Raw genomic sequence first — 16,806 nt, 5'->3', positions numbered from 1 at the left:
CCATGACGAAATCACGCGGTGTCCTCATGGTCCTGGTCATCGCCGCTGCACTGTGGGCGCTGACGATCTCCGCCTGGCAGGCCGGTGCCGGAGGCGACACGCTCGGACCCAGCGGAGTGGCGAAGGTCACCGAGGATCCGAGCTCCCAGACCTCGCCCGTGGCCACCGCGTGTGTGGCGATCATCGCGGTCTCGGGACTGCTCGCCGCGATGCTCGGGCGGATCGGACGCTTCGTCGTCCTGGGACTGGCCGGCATCGCCGGAATCGGCTATGGGATCACCGCACTCAGCGCCGCCTCGGCGCCGGGAGCCACTTCCTGGGCGATCATCGCCGCAGTGGCCGCAGGCATCGGCGTCATCGGCATCATCTGGGTCGCCGTCGCCTCGAACGGGTGGACGAACTCCAACCGTTACGCCCGCACCGCCGAATCCGCCTCCGGGGAATTCGATTCCGCCGCGACCTGGGACGCACTGTCCCGCGGAGAAGACGTCGAAGACGCACTCGACGACGAAACGTCGACCGACCCGGACACCGACCCGGATTCGAAATGACCTTGTGACCGGGTCGGTGTCCGGTCAGCCGAAGAAGCGTGACACAATGGAGGAAAGATTCCTCACGCGTGTCACGCACTCACACAAAGGAGCGCCATGTCGCAGTCCCTCGCCCGCAACGGAGCCGCAGATCTCGACAAATCCACGATCGACTACGCAGCGATCGCCGATCCCGGTCACGGCAACTCGGTGGCGGGATGGACCGGAGTCGTCATCATGCTCATCGGCATCACGGTCGGCTGTGTGGGATTCACGATCCACAATCCCACGATCACCTACATCTCCATCGGCATCGTCGCCCTCGGCGTCGTCGTCGGCCTGATCCTGCGCGCCGTCGGACTGGGCAACAAGCCGAAGAAGAAATGACAGTCCTCATCGACATCATCTCCGGCGTGCGGGAAGATCTGCGGACACGCCGGAACGAGGTTCCGCTGAGCGAGATCACCGCGCGGGCCGCGGCGGCCGAGCCGGTCCGCCCCTTCGACCTGTCCGCCGACTTCGGCGTCATCGCCGAGGTCAAGCGGAAGTCACCCTCCCGCGGTGACCTCGCCGAGATCCCCGACCCCGGCACTCTCGCCGGTCTGTACGCCGCCGGGGGAGCCCGGGCCATCAGCGTGCTCACGGAATCCCGCCGCTTCAACGGCAGCCTCGCCGACCTCGACTCGGTGCGCGCAGCCGTGGACATCCCGGTCCTGCGCAAGGACTTCATGGTCGACGAATACCAGTTCCATGAAGCCCGTGCCCACGGTGCCGATATCGTTCTGCTCATCGTCGCAGCACTCGATCCCGTGCAGCTGGGCGAATTCCACGCCCTGGCCACGGAACTGGGGATGACGGCGCTCGTCGAGACCCACAACCGCGAAGAGCTGGAGATCGCGACGGAACTCGGTGCCGAACTCATCGGCGTCAACACCCGCAACCTCAAGGATCTCAGCGTCGACACCGACCGGTTCGCGCCCCTGGCCGAACTCGCTCCCGCCGGCTGCACCCTCGTGGCCGAGTCCGGCGTCGCCGGAGCCGCTGAGGTGTCGAAGTACGCGGACTCCGGAGCCGACCTCGTGCTCGTCGGCGAAGCACTCGTCACCGGCGGCCGTCCGCAGGCCGCAGTCGAGGAGTACACCGCACTCGGCCGGGAACGCCGCTCCCTGTCCGCATCCTGAACCCCGCCCGCGTCGGCCGCTGCAGGTGACCGACGATGGGCTGACACCGCACCCATTCCGGCGTCCGGTGAGACGTAGTCTCTCCGCCCCATAGGCCGGCGCCACGAGGAGATCGAGAAGGACCGCAATGACCGATTTGAGCGAGGAGACCGGACCGTACTTCGGCGAGTTCGGAGGCAGGTTCATCCCCGAAGCACTGATCCCGGCACTCGACGAGATCGAAGAGACCTGGCGCAAATCCCAGGTGGATCCGGCCTTCACCGACGAACTCCTCACTCTGCAGCGCAGCTACATCGGCCGGCCGTCTCTGCTCACCGAGGCCACACGCTTCGCCGAGCACTGCGGCGGTGCTCGAGTGTTCCTCAAACGAGAAGACCTCAACCACACGGGCAGCCACAAGATCAACAACGCCCTGGCTCAGGCTCTGTTGGCCAAGCGGATGGGCAAGACCCGTCTCATCGCCGAGACCGGAGCCGGACAGCACGGAGTCGCCACGGCGACCGCCGCGGCCCTGCTCGACATGTCCTGCGTGGTCTACATGGGCGAGGAGGACACTCAGCGCCAGGCCCTCAATGTCGCGCGCATGCGTCTGCTCGGAGCCACGGTCAACGCCGTGACCAACGGCACCCGCACTCTCAAGGACGCGATGAACGAAGCCATGCGCGACTGGGTGGCCAACGTCGATGACACCCACTATGTCATCGGCACGGTCGCCGGTCCTCACCCGTTCCCGGCGATGGTCCGCTCCTTCCAGAACGTCATCGGGGTCGAAGCCCGCGAACAGATCCAGGACATGGCCGGTCGCCTGCCCGACGCCGTCTGCGCCTGCGTCGGCGGCGGATCGAACGCGATGGGACTCTTCGCCGCCTTCCTCGGCGATGCGGACGTGAAGATCTTCGGCTTCGAAGCCGGCGGCGAAGGAGTCGACTCCGGCCATCACGCCGCCCGGTTCTCCGGCGGACGCCCCGGTGTCCTCCACGGCTCCGCCACCTACATCCTCCAGGACGCCGACGGACAGACCCAGGCCTCCCACTCGGTCTCCGCCGGACTCGACTACCCATCGGTCGGCCCCGAGCACTCCCACCTCCATGTCACCGGGCGAGTGACGTACGAACCCGTCGTCGACGAGGAGGCGATGGAGGCCATGCGACTGCTCTCCCGCACGGAGGGCATCATCCCCGCCATCGAATCCGCTCACGCCCTGGCCGGAGCCATGCGCATCGGCCGTGAGCTCGGACCCGACGCAGTCCTGCTGGTCAATCTCTCCGGCCGCGGCGACAAGGATATGACGACCGCCGCGAAATGGTTCGACTACATCGACGAAGGAGCGGTGCAGGTATGACGCACTCAGGTCCACGCACAGGAACCACCCTCGACGCCGTCGCCGAGGCCGGCCGCAAGGCCGCACTCATCGCCTACCTGCCCGTCGGCTTCCCGACCGTGGCCGGTTCGACAGAGGCGATGGTCGAACTCGTCCGCAACGGCGTCGACATCATCGAGGTCGGTCTGCCGTACTCCGACCCCGGAATGGACGGCCCTGTCATCCAGCGCGCCGGTGAAGCGGCACTGGACAACGGTGTGCACACCTCCGATGTCTTCACCGCAGTCGAAGCCATCGCCGAAGCCGGCGGCACCGCCGTCGTCATGAGCTACTGGAACCTCGTGCTCCAGTACGGCGTCGACAGCTTCGCCCGTGACCTCGCCTCGGCTGGGGGCGGCGGAATCGTCACTCCCGACCTCATCCCCGATGAGGCAGGACCGTGGCTGGCAGCCTCCGAGAAGCACGACCTCGACCGCATCTTCCTCGCCGCACCCTCGTCGACGCCCGAGCGACTGGCCCGCATCGTCGAGCACAGCTCCGGATTCGTCTACGCCGCCTCGACCATGGGTGTCACCGGCGTCCGCTCCGAAGTCGACAACCATGCGCGCGGTCTCGTCGCCCGGCTGAAGGAGGCCGGAGCCGAACGCGCCTGCGTCGGCCTCGGCGTGTCTAACCGCGAACAGGCGGCCGAGGTCGCCGAATACGCCGACGGCGTCATCGTCGGCTCCGCCCTCGTCCGGGCGCTGGACTCCGAAGGAGTGGCCGGAGTCGGTCGCCTCGCCGCTGAGCTCGCAGAAGGGTGTGCATGAGCTTCAGCCCGGCATGGGTCGTCTTCACAGTCCTCGGCATCGGACTCGCGCTGTGGATGACAGGCATCCAGTGGCGCGCCCGCGGCGGCCATAAGGGAGACCTATGGGCCATCACTGTCGTCGGTCTGCCTGCGGCAATCATCGGCGGACGCCTCGGACATCTGCTCGCGGCGCCGGACACCTATTTCGGCCCCGACGGCAGCCCGCTGCGGGCGCTGGTGGTCTGGGACGGCGGATTCAGTTTCTGGGGAGCCACCATCCTCGGCTTCCTCTCCGTCTGGGTGCTCACCCGCATCCAAGGCATCAGGTTCCGACCGCTGCTCGACTCGGTCGCACCGGGGCTCATCCTCGGCCACGTCGCCGGCGCCTTCAGCGATTGGTTCGACGGTCGCCTCGAACTGGTCACGGTGCTCACCGAATCGGCGTGGAACCTCATCGCCTGTGTTGTGCTCATCATCGTGTCCAAACGCCTCCGGCTCGGCTACGGACAGGTCTTCGCTCTGTATCTGTGCCTGTTCGGCCTCGGCCGCATTCTGCTCGAGGCCCTGCGGATCGGAACACCCGCCGCCGAGGACGCGCGCCTGCTCCTCGGGCTGCCGTTCAACGTGTGGACGGCCATCCTCGCCCTGCTCATCGGCCTCGGCTGGCTCATCGTCTCCCGCCTGCGGCACCGCACCTACGAGACCGGTGTCTACATGCACGGGTCCCGGACTCTGCTGCGCCGCCATCGCCGGGGAAAGCACACCTTTGAGATCAATGCACCCAATATCGCCGAGGCGGCCGCAGCCTCGGGAGCCCCGCTGCCGTCCGTAGCGCGGGTGGCCGATCCGGACGATCAGCGCGGTCACGGCGGCACCGGGGCACCGACATCACGGAGCTCGACCGTGACCTCGTCCCCCGCCGCAGCTGCCGACGCGACTGCCGGTGCTTCTGCGCACCATGCAGACGCCGACGATGCGGCGTCTGCGACGGTGGGCAGCACCGCGAATGGCACCGACCCGGACGACTCGGAGCCCGAGAACGAATCCGGGATCGATCTCAGCGGTCGCCACAGCTTCGGATTCTTCGGGGCGGTCACCTCGGCGATCTCGATCGTGCCGGATGTGCGGGGGAAATCAGCCCCCGCATCGCACGACGAAAACCCCCGAATGTCCGAAACTCAAGACAAATAGGTTCGCACTTCGTTCCTTTTTCTGCTTTTTCTGAAATTGCACATGGTGTAAGTTGATACTCCGGCCGTGAGAGTCATCTCACAGCCGGGTCCGGAGACACCCTTTCCGGACTCGTCCAAACCGCAGAGGACAGCGCCGTCTTTTCGGGAAGCACTCAACACCGAGAAGGCAGCATATGAACCACAGCGCTCAGTCGACCCCCAAGACCACGGCCCCACCTGGCCGCATCGGGCTCTACGATCCGGCGCTCGAACACGACAACTGCGGCCTGGCCCTCATCGCCCGTTACAGGGGCGGAGCCGACCACACCGTCATCACCCAGGCCCTCGACGCTCTGCGCAGGCTCGAACACCGCGGCGGAATCGGTTCCGACGACGGGACCGGAGACGGTGCCGGACTGACCATCCAGATCCCGCATGACTACTTCACCGCCCGCCTCGGCGAATCCGGAATCTCGCTTCCGGCGCCGGGCAGCTACGCCATGGGCATCGGCTTCTTCGCTCAGGACTACGCCGCCGATCTCAACGCCGTCACCGCCCCGCTGACCACGCAGACGCAGCCCGATTTCAGCGTTGACGCCGCAGGCGTCGACCAGGACGCACTCGTGTCCCGGATCGCCGCGGAAGAAGGGCTGGAGGTCCTCCACGTGGAAGCCGCGGCCGTCGACCCCGGAGTGCTCGGCAGGATCGCCGCGGAGACCATGCCCTCCATGCGCTACGTGTTCTTCGGCCTCGACCAGAACCACCCCGCCCGCGATGAGAACGATCTCGCCCGCCGGGCGTTCATCGTGCGGAAGCGACTCGACAACGCCGGACTCTACTTTCCGTCGCTGTCGCCGACGACGCTGACGTTCAAAGGCATGCTCTCCACCGCTCAGCTCGACCGCTTCTACACCGAGCTCGGCGACGAACGCCTCACCTCGGCGATCGCTCTCGTCCACTCCCGGTTCTCCACGAACACCTTTCCCTCCTGGCAGCTGGCGCAGCCGTTCGGCACGATCGCCCACAACGGCGAGATCAATACGGTGCGCGGCAATCGGAACTGGATGCAGGCACGCGAATCCGCCCTGGCCAGCGACCTCCTCGAATCTCCGGTCGCAGGGACTTCCAAGGGACTCGACCGGATCTTCCCGATCATTCCCGCCGGAGCCTCGGACTCCGCCTCATTCAACTCGGTCCTCGAACTCATGGTCGCTTCCGGCCGGTCGCTGCCGCAGGCCATGCTGATGATGATTCCCGAAGCCTGGGAGAACAACCCGGCCATGTCCGAGGAGCGGCGGGCCTTCTACGAATACCACTCGCTGCTCATGGAGCCCTGGGACGGACCCGCCTGCGTCGCCTTCACCGATGGTCGACTCGCCGGAGCCGTGCTCGACCGCAACGGCCTGCGCCCGGCCCGGTACATCATGACCGAGGACACCGTCGTGCTCGCCAGCGAAGCCGGAGTCGTCGACCTGCCCGAAGCCGATGTCACGGCCCGCGGACGACTGACCCCCGGCAGGATGTTCCTCGTCGATGTGGAAGCCGGACGCATCATCTCCGATACGGAGATCAAGAACAGTCTCGCCACCGAACATCCCTACCGCGAATGGGTCGACGCCTCGGCCACCAGACTGGCCGAACTGCCCACCCGTGTCCACGTCAGCCATCCCGGCTCGTCGGTCCGGAGACGACAGCGGACCTTCGGATACACCGAAGAAGAGCTGCGTGTGCTCATCGCTCCGATGGCCGAGACCGGTACGGAGCCGTTGGGTGCGATGGGAAGCGACACCGCGATCGCGGCGCTGAGCACCCGCCCCCGGCTGCTCTTCGACCACTTCCACCAGAACTTCGCCCAAGTGACGAACCCGCCGTTGGACTCCATCCGCGAGGACATCGTCACGAGCATGTCGGCCGGCATCGGCCGCGAAGGCAACCTGCTGTGCTCAACCCAACCCGACTCCGCCCATATCCTGCTCGAGCGGCCGGTGATCGACAACGACGAGCTCACGGCGATCGCGCACCTGTCCGGAAGCCACCTCGGCGAGGGAATCACCAGCCCCTCGGTGACGCTGTCGGGACTGTACCCGGTCGGCGCCGGTGAGGACGCGATGGCCGCTCGTCTCGCCGACCTGTGCGCGGAGGCGAGCGCCGCAGTCGCCGAGGGCGCAGTGTTCCTCATCCTCACGGACCGAGAGTCGAACTCTGAATACGCGCCGATCCCGTCGCTCCTTCTCACCTCCGCCCTGCACCACCACCTCGTCCGCGAGCGCAGCCGCACGCAGGTGAGCATCATCGTCGAGGCCGGAGACGTCCGCGAGGTCCACCATGCGGCCACGCTCGTGTCCTTCGGCGCCTCGGCGGTCAACCCGTACCTGCTCATGGAATCGGCAGAGGATCTTGTCAGATCCGAACGGATCCGAGGCATCAGCGCAGAGGCGGCTGTGGCCAATGTGCTCACTGCGCTGAACAAGGGCCTGCTGAAGATCATGTCGAAGATGGGCATCTCGACCGTCCAGTCCTACCACGGGGCGCAGACCTTCGAGGCTCTTGGACTGGCGGATTCGGTCATCGATGAGCACTTCACCTCGACCCCGCATCAGCTCGGCGGCAAGACGCTGGACGACATCGCGGCCGAGACGACGGCGCGGCACGCCGATGCCTATCGTGAGGACCATCCGCGTCCTGCGCACCGGAACCTGCTCGTCGGCGGCGAATTCCAGTGGCGGAGGGAAGGCCCCGGTCACCTGTTCAACCCGGAGACGATCTTCAAACTGCAGCACTCGACGGCCACCGGTCGCTTCGACATCTTCCGGCAGTACACGCGTGCCGTCGACGAACAGTCCGCCGAGCTGATGACTCTGCGCGGGCTCTTCGACCTGGTCCCTACCGAATCGGGACCGATCGACATCTCCGAGGTCGAACCTGCCGAAGCCATAATGCGCCGCTTCTCCACCGGAGCCATGAGCTACGGCTCGCTGTCGGCCGAAGCGCACGAGACGTTGGCGATCGCGATGAACTGGATCGGCGGAAAATCGAATACGGGAGAGGGCGGCGAGGACACCGAGCGCCTGCTCGACCCGGAGCGTCGGTCGGCGATCAAGCAGATCGCCTCCGGTCGGTTCGGCGTCACCAGCCACTACCTCACCGCCGCCGACGACCTGCAGATCAAGATGGCTCAAGGTGCCAAACCCGGTGAAGGAGGTCAGCTGCCGGGGGAGAAGGTGTACCCGTGGATCGCGAAGACCCGCCATGCCACTCCCGGAGTCGGCCTCATCTCGCCGCCGCCGCATCACGACATCTATTCCATCGAAGACCTCGCTCAGCTCATCCACGACCTCGGTCGAGCCAACGCGGCTGCCCGCGTCCACGTCAAACTCGTCTCCGGCATCGGAGTCGGGACTGTGGCCGCCGGAGTGGCGAAGGCCGGAGCCGATGTCGTGCTCATCTCCGGCCATGACGGGGGCACGGGTGCCAGCCCGCTCAACTCGCTCAAACACGCCGGAACACCTTGGGAGCTCGGACTGGCAGAAGCCCAGCAGACCCTTGTGCTCAACGGTCTGCGCGAACGGATCAGCGTCCAGGTCGACGGGCAGCTGAAGACCGGTCGCGACGTCATCATCGCTGCCCTGCTCGGGGCCGAGGAATTCGGCTTCGCCACCACCGCCCTCGTCGTCTCCGGATGCATTATGATGCGGGTCTGTCACCAGGACACCTGCCCGGTCGGCGTGGCCACGCAGAACCCGAAGCTGCGCGAGCGGTTCCACGGTCAGGCCGACCATGTCGTGAACTTCTTCACCTTCATCGCTGAGGAGGTCCGCGGCTACCTCGCACAGCTGGGACTGCGCAGCCTCGACGAGGCGATCGGCGCCGTCGAACGTCTGCGCATCGACGCAGATCGGGCGGCCGCCTCGGGACTGGATCTCGACCTGACCCCGATTCTGACGGTTCCGACCGATCTCGACGGCGCTCCCGCCTCGGCGAGAGTGAGCCGGACGCGCACACCACGTGACTTCGCGGGCGAACTCGATGTTCGACTGCTGGAGCAGGCAGGAGCGGCTGTCACTGCCGGCTCCCCGGTGCACCTGAACGCCGAGGTGGAGAATACGGACCGGTCGGTGGGCACCCTGCTGGGCCACCGAGTGACTCAGGCTCACGGCGCGGATGGGCTGCCCTCGGGAACCGTGCGCGTATCCCTGAAAGGCACAGCCGGTCAGTCCCTGGGCGCCTTCATGCCGCGCGGTGTGAGCATCGAGCTGCGCGGCGACGCCAACGACTACGTCGGGAAGGGACTGTCGGGCGGCACGATCAGCGTCGCGCCTCGCCCGGAGAACTCCACCCGACCGGAACACAACGTCATCGCCGGCAACGTCATCGGCTACGGCGCGACGTCCGGGTCGATATTCCTGTCGGGAACGGTCGGCGAGAGATTCCTCGTGCGCAACTCAGGCGTCGAAGCCGTGGTCGAAGGCATCGGAGACCACGGACTCGAATACATGACCGGGGGTGTGGCGGTCATCCTCGGACCCACAGGGCGCAACTTCGCGGCCGGGATGTCCGGAGGCACGGCCTTCGTCCTCGACTTCAACCCCAGTCGACTCAACCCGAAGGAACGAGCCGCGGGCGTCTTCAGATTCGGCGGCATCGGCGACTCCGATGTGCCGATCCTGCAGAGACTGCTGAGCGACCACGTCGCGGCGACCGGTTCTCCGCTGGCCGGCGAACTGCTGGCCGGACTCGACCGCGGCCAGGACATCCTGTCCCGTTTCACCAAGATCATTCCCGTCGCCTATGCGCGAATCAAAGACATCCAGGAGGAACTCGAGAACAGCGGCGAAACCGCCGATTCCGAGAACACCTGGCAGACCATTCTGGAGGCCGCACATGGCTGATCCGCGAGGATTCCTCACCACCACCGAACGCGAACTCCCTGCCCGCAGGCCCGTGCCGATTCGGCTCATGGACTACTCCGAGGTCTACGAAAAGGGGGATCCGGCACAGCTGCGCCGACAGGCTTCTCGCTGCATGGACTGCGGCGTGCCCTTCTGCCACCAAGGATGTCCGCTGGGCAACCTCATTCCGGAGTTCAACGACGCCATGTATCGCGGGGAGCTGTCGCGCGCCGTGGAACTGCTCCACGCGACGAACAACTTCCCCGAATTCACCGGCCGGGCCTGCCCGGCACCGTGTGAGAACGCCTGCGTGCTCGGCATCAACCAACCTGCCGTGACGATCAAGCAGGTCGAAGTCTCCATCGTCGACGACGGATTCGCCGCCGGACTCATCATCCCCGTCGTCCCTGACCGGATCACCGGTCACACCGTCGCCGTCATCGGCTCCGGACCGGCCGGACTCGCCGCCGCACAGCAGCTGACCCGAGCCGGGCACACCGTCGTCGTCTTCGAACGTGAGGACCGCCTCGGCGGACTGCTGCGCTACGGCATCCCGGACTTCAAGCTCGAGAAGCACCATATCGACCGCCGCCTGACCCAGATGCGTGCCGAAGGCACACGGTTCGAAACCGGAGTCGAGATCGGCCGCGACATCGACTTCGCCGCACTGCAGACCCGCTTCGACGCGGTTCTGGTGGCCACCGGAGCCACCGTGCCACGCGATATGGAGCTGCCGGGGCGCGGACTGGACGGAGTCGAATTCGCGATGGACTACCTCGTGCCGTCCAACCGGGCACAGGCGAGCGACGCGGCCTCGGCCACAGACTCGGCACCGTTCATCGATGCGGCCGGCAAGCACGTCGTCATCATCGGCGGCGGAGATACCGGAGCGGACTGCCTGGGCACGGCTCTGCGCCAGGGAGCCGCCTCGGTGACGACTCTGGCCATCGGCGCCCAGCCGCCGGTCGAGCGCGGGGCCGACTCGCCGTGGCCGACGGTGCCGCGGATCTTCGAGGTCCAATCCTCACACGAGGAGGGCGGAACCAGGCGGTATCTGGCCTCGACGACGCGGTTCGTCGGAGACGACTCGGGCAAGGTGTGCGGAATCGAAGTCGCACAGACGCAGTTCGCCGACGGCCGCCGCATCCCGACACCGGGCACGGAGCACGTCATCCCCGCCGATCTCGTGCTGTTGGCACTGGGATTCAGCGGACCGGAGACGGCGCTGATCGACCTCGAAGCCGGTGCCGGTGGGGCATTCGACCGGGCCGAGGACTATGCGGCGCAGCCGGGAGTCTTCGTCGCCGGCGATGCCGGGCGCGGGCAGTCGCTCATCGTCTGGGCCATCGCGGAAGGACGTGCCGCGGCCGCGGAAGTCGACCGGTTCCTGACCGGGTCGACGAGGCTGCCGGCACCCGTGCGGCCCACCGACGTAGGGTTCAAATGCTAAGATAGTGCATGTCAGAAATTGAGAAGGGGCGGTGGTGCGGCACAGCGAAGTGCCGCACTCACATCGCCCGTGACCAGCGGAGAGCGGTGGCGTCCGCCCGCTGAGACTTTAGGTAGGGTGGAGCGTATGAGGCGTGCAAAGATAGTCGCAACTTTAGGTCCGAACCAGAACTCCTATGAAGAGATCCGCGAGCTCGTCGATGAAGGCGTCGATGTCGCCCGATTCAATCTGAGCCACGGAAAACGAGAAGAGCACGAAGAGAAGTTCGCCTGGGTCCGCCAGGCCGCCCTCGACACCGGACGCCCTGTTGCCGTCCTGTTGGACCTGCAGGGTCCGAAGATCCGCGTGGGCACTTTCGCCAATGGCAAGGAAGAGCTCGTCGAAGGGGCCTCTTTCACCATCACCAGCCGTGACGTCCCCGGCACCGCAGAGCTCGTGTCCACGACCCTGCCGACCCTGGCAGAAGACGTCTCCGTGGGCGATCCGCTGCTCATCGACGACGGGCGCCTGCGCCTGCGCGCCACCGAGGTGACCGACACCGATGTGGTCACCGAGGTCGAGATCGGCGGAACCATCTCCAACCACAAGGGCATCAACCTCCCCGGCGTCCCGGTCTCCGTTCCCGCTCTGTCGGAGAAGGACGTCGACGATCTCAGATGGGGGCTCCAGCTCGGCTTCGACTGGGTCGCACTGTCCTTCGTCCGCAGCCCCAAGGACATGGATGATGTGCGCGCGGTCATGGACGAAGTCGGCATCACGGCTCCGGTCATCGCCAAGCTCGAGAAGCCGCAGGCAGTCGACCAGCTCGATGAGGTCATCGACGCTTTCGACGGAATCATGGTCGCCCGCGGCGACCTCGGCGTCGAGCTGCCGCTCGAGCAGGTCCCGATCGTGCAGAAGCGGGCGGTCGAGATCGCCCGCCAGCAGGCCAAGCCTGTCATCGTGGCCACGCAGATGCTCGAGACGATGATCGATGCGCCGCGGCCCACCCGCGCCGAGGCCAGCGACTGCGCGAACGCCGTCCTCGACGGCGCCGATGCGCTCATGCTCTCCGGCGAGACCTCGGTCGGTGCCCACTGGGTCGAGGCGATCCGGACGATGAGCCGGATCATCGGCTCCACCGAAGAGCACGGTCTCGAGCGGATCCCGGCACTGGGCACCGTCCCGCACACGAAGGGCGGAGCCGTCACCGCCGCTGCCGTGCAGATTGCTGAGCAGCTCGATATCGACCTCCTGTGCACCTTCTCACAGACCGGCGACTCCGTGCGGCGCATGTCGCGGCTGCGCCCGGCTTGGCCCATCCTCGGCTTCACGCCCGACCCGCAGGTCCGCCATCAGCTGGCGCTGACCTGGGGGGTGCGCCCGTACCTCGTGAAGACCGTGCGCCACACCGACCAGATGGCGCGCCAGGTCGATGCCGTTCTGCTGGCCGACGGCACCGCCCGCGAAGGCGATCAGAGCATCCTCGTGGCCGGTTCGCCTCCCGGGATTCCCGGTTCGACGAACGCTCTGCGCATCCACACCATCGGTGATGCCGCCAAGGGTGTGACGGCCGCCTATCAGGATGCTTCGGACTCCGAGGAGGACCCGCTGGCCGGATACGGAGTCGTGGCCGAAGCGCCTATCACCCGTGAAGTGCCGATCGTGCGCGAGGGCCACTCTCCCCGCCACTGATTGCCACCAGGCTCAAACGCCGGCGGCGTCCGCCCTCATGATCACGGGGCGGGCGCTGCCGGCGTCTCTGTGTTCGGAGCCGGGCGGGAACCGATTCCGAATTGCGAGACAGATCACAGGGAAGCGGGGAATTTTGCAGATTGCTCAACAGTTGTGCACTCTGTTGCCTAATCCTCCCTGCGGATCTCAGAGGGGAGGACCCGCTAGGAGAGGAATTCAATGAGACTGCCCGCATGGAGCAAGTCCTTCGGAGTGCAGGTGACCATCGCACTCGTCGCCGGTGTCATCCTCGGGCTCATCGCCCGCTCATGGGGACCGGTCAGCGACACCGCTGACAACTGGCTCGGCCAGACCCTGGACACCATCGGCTCGTCGTATGTCACACTGCTCAAGGCCGCTGTCGTCCCACTGGTCATCACCGCGATCATCGCGAGCATCGGCAATCTGCGCAATGTCACCAACGCCGCCAGGCTGGCGATGTCGACCCTGCTGTGGTTCGCCCTCACCGCTCTCATCGCCGTCGTCCTCGGACTCATCATCGGCATCGTCATGCAGCCCGGCGCCCACGCCGATGCCGCTTCGCTCAACGCCGGTGCACCCGACTCCCAGGGCAGCTGGCTGGGCTTCCTCACCGGACTGATCCCGGTGAACTTCCTCGGGCTCGAGGTGGCCACCGCACCCGATGACGCCGGAGTCATGACCTCCGAGGTCAACTTCAACATCCTCCAGCTCATCATCGTCTCCGGTGCCATCGGCATCGCCGCGGTCAAGGTCGGCAAGGCCGCAGAGCCGTTCCTCCAGTTCACCGAGGCGGCCCTGGCCGTGGTTCAGAAGGTCGTCTGGTGGATCGTGCGGATCGCCCCGATCGGTACGCTCGGCCTCATCGGCAACGCAGTGAACTCCTACGGCTGGTCGACGATGGGCTCGCTGCTGTGGTTCGTCGTCGCCGTCTACGTCGGTCTAGCGATCGTCTTCTTCATCGTCTACCCGGCCCTGGCTCGGGCCAACGGACTGTCGGTGCGCCAGTACTTCTCCGGAGTCTGGCCGGCCACTCAGATGGGCTTCGTCTCCCGCTCGTCGATCGGCACCATGCCCGTGACGCAGAAGGTCGCCACCGACAACTTCGGGGTGCCCCACTCCTACGCCGCCTTCGCCGTGCCCTTCGGCGCGACGACGAAGATGGACGGCTGCGCCGCGATCTACCCCGCCATCGCTGCCGTGTTCGTCGCACAGTTCTTCGGCATCGATCTCTCCCTCATCCAGTACCTGCTCATCATCTTCGTCGCCGTCATCGGCTCTGCGGCCACGGCCGGTACGACTGGCGCGACCGTGATGCTCACCCTGACCCTGTCGACCCTGGGCCTGCCCCTCGAAGGCGTCGGTCTGCTGCTGGCTATCGAGCCGATCGTGGACATGGGGCGCACCGCGCTCAACGTCTCCGGCCAGGCACTCGTCCCGGCCATTGTGGCCAAGCGGCATGAGATCCTGGACGTGGAACGTTACGATGCCCCGCGCATCAACGGCTACGTTCCGACCGAGGAGGACGCAGATGTCGACGAGACCCGCACCGAGGACGCCCGCAGTCAGAGTTGATCTACTCCCAGCCGAGGGGATGGTCGAGCACGATGTCCTGCAGGTGACATCCCTGCTCGGCCGCCTCGTCGATGCAGGTGCCGCTCTCGGCTGGGTCTCAGCTCCGTCTGTCGAGGAGATCGCGGATGTCGTCGGCCGCCTGTCCGCGGGCACTGACACCGGGGATTCCGCTGCCGCAATCGCTCGCACCGGAACCGAGATCACCGGCTTCGCTTACTGGAATCGGTACGCTCGCCCGACGTTCCGCCCACATGTCGACATCGAAAAGGTGGCCGTCGCCCCGGACGCTCAAGGTCAGGGCGTGGGCAGGAAGCTGATGGAGGCGCTCATTCGGGCGGCACGTCTCCACAGGACTGAGGTTGTCACTCTCGATCTGCGCGGAGACAACGCTGCGGCCATCGGTCTCTACGAATCCCTCGGCTTCACCCGATACGGACGACTCCCGGATTTCGTGGCAGTGGGCGAGAAGCGATACGACACGCTGCTGTACTCCCTCGACCTGCGCGCAGCCCAGTGAGATCGCCTGGACTGAACCCACCCCCGACTCTCTGAGGGCAAATCCAGGTCACCATCGGATACATTCCGCCGCACGAAATGTCCGATAGCGACCTGGATTCGGGAGTTGGAGTCCGCCGTCACCTGGGAAACACAGAAGGCACTGTCGACATCACGTTCGACAGTGCCTTCGTCCGTACCGGATGCGGGACTCGAACCCGCACGTCTTTCGACAATGCATTTTGAGTGCACCGCGTCTACCAATTCCGCCAATCCGGCTAGTCACAAGCTGTCCTCTCAGGACCGCCTGTGCAACGGGGACGATTCTACTGTGCGCGCGGACCGATTGCACAATCGCCACCCGCCGAGGATGCACTCCGGTGGCCACCGTCACCGCTCGTGGCCACCCTCACAGAATAAACTTCCGGGTCCGCTGGCCATGACGCTGAGCGCCTGGTCTAGACTGGTGCCGTGCTTTCAAACAGCGAAGAATCAACTTCAGATGAGTCCGTGCCGGTTCGCCGCGTAGTCGTGGCCGAAGACGAGGCCGTGATTCGTCTCGATATCGTAGAAATGCTCCGCGAGGTCGGCTATGACGTCGTCGGTGAGGCGGCGGACGGCGAATCCGCCATCCGCCTGGCTGAGGAGCTGCGCCCGGACCTCGTCGTCATGGACATCAAGATGCCCATCCTCGACGGAATCTCCGCCGCCGAGCGCATCGCCAGGGCCCGCATCGCCCCCGTGGTGCTGCTCACCGCCTTCTCGCAGAAGGAGCTCGTCGAGCGGGCCCGCGATGCGGGTGCCATGGCCTATGTCGTCAAGCCGTTCACCTCGGCCGACCTCATCCCGGCCCTGGAGATCGCGCTCTCGCGTCATGCCGAGATCAGCTCGCTCGAGTCCGAGATCTCCGATCTCACCGAACGCTTCGAGACCCGCAAGCTCGTCGAGCGCGCCAAGAGCCTCCTTCAGACCTCCATGGGTCTGAGCGAGCCCGAAGCCTTCCGGTGGATCCAGAAGACGTCGATGGACCGTCGCCTGACGATGCGCGAGGTCGCTGAGACCGTGCTCAAGCAGATCGGCACGAAGAAGTAATCACCTCCCGGACCAGACAAGGTCCGGACCCGGAACCCGAGAGGGCCGGCGAATCCCGAGTCGGATTCGCCGGCCCTCTGCTTTCGCCGTGGACTTTCGCCGAGAAGGCGCTGTGCCTCAGCCTTTCGGCTCGGTCTTCAGGATCATATTCGTGATCCGCACGATCGATAGCAGGCGCCCCGCCTCGTCGGTCATCTTCACCTCATGGGAGACGATCGTGCGTCCCTGGTGGAGCACCTCGGCGCGACCGGTCACCACGCCCTCTCGCGCGGCACGCAGGTGAGTGGCGTTGAGATCGACCCCGACGACGTTCTTTCCGCCGGAGAGCAGATACGAATGCATCGACGCCAGGGATTCGGCGAGAACGACGTGGCCGCCTCCGTGGAAGAGACCCATCGGCTGCCGATTGCCGACGACGGGAGCGGTGGCCACGACATGATCGTGAGCGAGCTCGACGAACTCGATTCCCATCCTCTCGGCCAACTCGCCCCCGGACCCCGGCGTGCGCAGCTGCCCGAGCAGCGTGTCTATCTCCTCAGTTGTGGTGTGAGCGGTCAGGGACACGTCGGGACGCAGCATCGATTCTCCTTCAAGTCAGCTTCGAACGCTAGGCTATGCC

The 16,806-nt window shown here is 66.1% G+C and carries 13 protein-coding genes and 1 tRNA gene; 12 read left to right on the top strand and 2 right to left on the bottom strand.

Annotation, left to right across the window (positions count from 1 at the left end; all coding sequences use genetic code 11):
- Positions 1 to 2 precede the first annotated feature (2 nt).
- From D3I60_RS12715 to D3I60_RS12665, 11 genes are all read left to right on the top strand, one after another.
- Positions 3 to 551 (top strand): Trp biosynthesis-associated membrane protein, encoded by a 549-nt coding sequence (locus tag D3I60_RS12715; RefSeq protein ID WP_262776668.1) that lies wholly within the window; start codon positions 3 to 5, stop codon positions 549 to 551.
- Positions 552 to 647: 96 nt separating this feature from the next.
- The gene (locus tag D3I60_RS12710; protein WP_262776667.1) at positions 648 to 917 is read left to right on the top strand and encodes an HGxxPAAW family protein; all 270 of its coding nucleotides are present in this window, start codon (positions 648 to 650) and stop codon (positions 915 to 917) included.
- Positions 914 to 1,711, top strand: a complete 798-nt coding sequence (gene trpC, locus D3I60_RS12705) for an indole-3-glycerol phosphate synthase TrpC (protein WP_262776666.1) — start codon at positions 914 to 916, stop codon at positions 1,709 to 1,711. The genes D3I60_RS12710 and trpC overlap by 4 nt, the downstream gene beginning before the upstream one ends.
- A gap of 127 nt (positions 1,712 to 1,838) precedes the next feature.
- Positions 1,839 to 3,053 (top strand): tryptophan synthase subunit beta, encoded by a 1,215-nt coding sequence (gene trpB / locus D3I60_RS12700; RefSeq protein ID WP_262776665.1) that lies wholly within the window; start codon positions 1,839 to 1,841, stop codon positions 3,051 to 3,053.
- Positions 3,050 to 3,841 carry a tryptophan synthase subunit alpha gene (gene trpA / locus D3I60_RS12695; RefSeq protein WP_262776664.1) on the top strand — a complete coding sequence of 264 codons (792 nt, stop codon included), beginning with the start codon at positions 3,050 to 3,052 and terminating at the stop codon, positions 3,839 to 3,841. Before trpB ends, trpA begins: the two co-directional genes overlap by 4 nt.
- Positions 3,838 to 5,013 carry a prolipoprotein diacylglyceryl transferase gene (locus tag D3I60_RS12690; RefSeq protein WP_262776663.1) on the top strand — a complete coding sequence of 392 codons (1,176 nt, stop codon included), beginning with the start codon at positions 3,838 to 3,840 and terminating at the stop codon, positions 5,011 to 5,013. The genes trpA and D3I60_RS12690 overlap by 4 nt, the downstream gene beginning before the upstream one ends.
- Positions 5,014 to 5,188: 175 nt before the next feature.
- The gene (gene gltB / locus D3I60_RS12685; RefSeq protein WP_262776662.1) at positions 5,189 to 9,883 is read left to right on the top strand and encodes a glutamate synthase large subunit; all 4,695 of its coding nucleotides are present in this window, start codon (positions 5,189 to 5,191) and stop codon (positions 9,881 to 9,883) included.
- Positions 9,876 to 11,333 (top strand): glutamate synthase subunit beta, encoded by a 1,458-nt coding sequence (locus D3I60_RS12680; RefSeq protein ID WP_262776661.1) that lies wholly within the window; start codon positions 9,876 to 9,878, stop codon positions 11,331 to 11,333. Before gltB ends, D3I60_RS12680 begins: the two co-directional genes overlap by 8 nt.
- Before the next feature lie 126 nt (positions 11,334 to 11,459).
- Positions 11,460 to 13,007 (top strand): pyruvate kinase, encoded by a 1,548-nt coding sequence (pyk, locus tag D3I60_RS12675; protein ID WP_262776660.1) that lies wholly within the window; start codon positions 11,460 to 11,462, stop codon positions 13,005 to 13,007.
- A gap of 219 nt (positions 13,008 to 13,226) precedes the next feature.
- Positions 13,227 to 14,600, top strand: coding sequence for a dicarboxylate/amino acid:cation symporter (locus D3I60_RS12670; RefSeq protein WP_262776659.1), 1,374 nt, complete (start codon positions 13,227 to 13,229; stop codon positions 14,598 to 14,600).
- A gap of 19 nt (positions 14,601 to 14,619) precedes the next feature.
- Positions 14,620 to 15,117 (top strand): GNAT family N-acetyltransferase, encoded by a 498-nt coding sequence (locus D3I60_RS12665; protein ID WP_262776658.1) that lies wholly within the window; start codon positions 14,620 to 14,622, stop codon positions 15,115 to 15,117.
- A 175-nt stretch (positions 15,118 to 15,292) separates the two neighbouring features.
- Here the strand turns inward: D3I60_RS12665 and D3I60_RS12660 are convergent.
- Positions 15,293 to 15,374 (bottom strand) — tRNA-Leu (locus tag D3I60_RS12660).
- A gap of 192 nt (positions 15,375 to 15,566) precedes the next feature.
- Here D3I60_RS12660 and D3I60_RS12655 point away from each other — a divergent pair.
- Positions 15,567 to 16,187 (top strand): ANTAR domain-containing response regulator, encoded by a 621-nt coding sequence (locus D3I60_RS12655; protein ID WP_373284070.1) that lies wholly within the window; start codon positions 15,567 to 15,569, stop codon positions 16,185 to 16,187.
- 117 nt (positions 16,188 to 16,304) lie between these two features.
- Here the strand turns inward: D3I60_RS12655 and D3I60_RS12650 are convergent, their stop codons facing one another.
- Positions 16,305 to 16,766 (bottom strand): PaaI family thioesterase, encoded by a 462-nt coding sequence (locus D3I60_RS12650; protein ID WP_262776657.1) that lies wholly within the window; start codon positions 16,764 to 16,766, stop codon positions 16,305 to 16,307.
- Positions 16,767 to 16,806: the final 40 nt, after the last annotated feature.

Source organism: Brevibacterium permense (assembly GCF_025506275.1).
Taxonomy (GTDB): Bacteria; Actinomycetota; Actinomycetes; order Actinomycetales; family Brevibacteriaceae; genus Brevibacterium; species Brevibacterium permense_A.
Note: the sequence above shows the minus strand (reverse complement) of the source record. Positions and strands in the feature narration are given on the sequence as shown.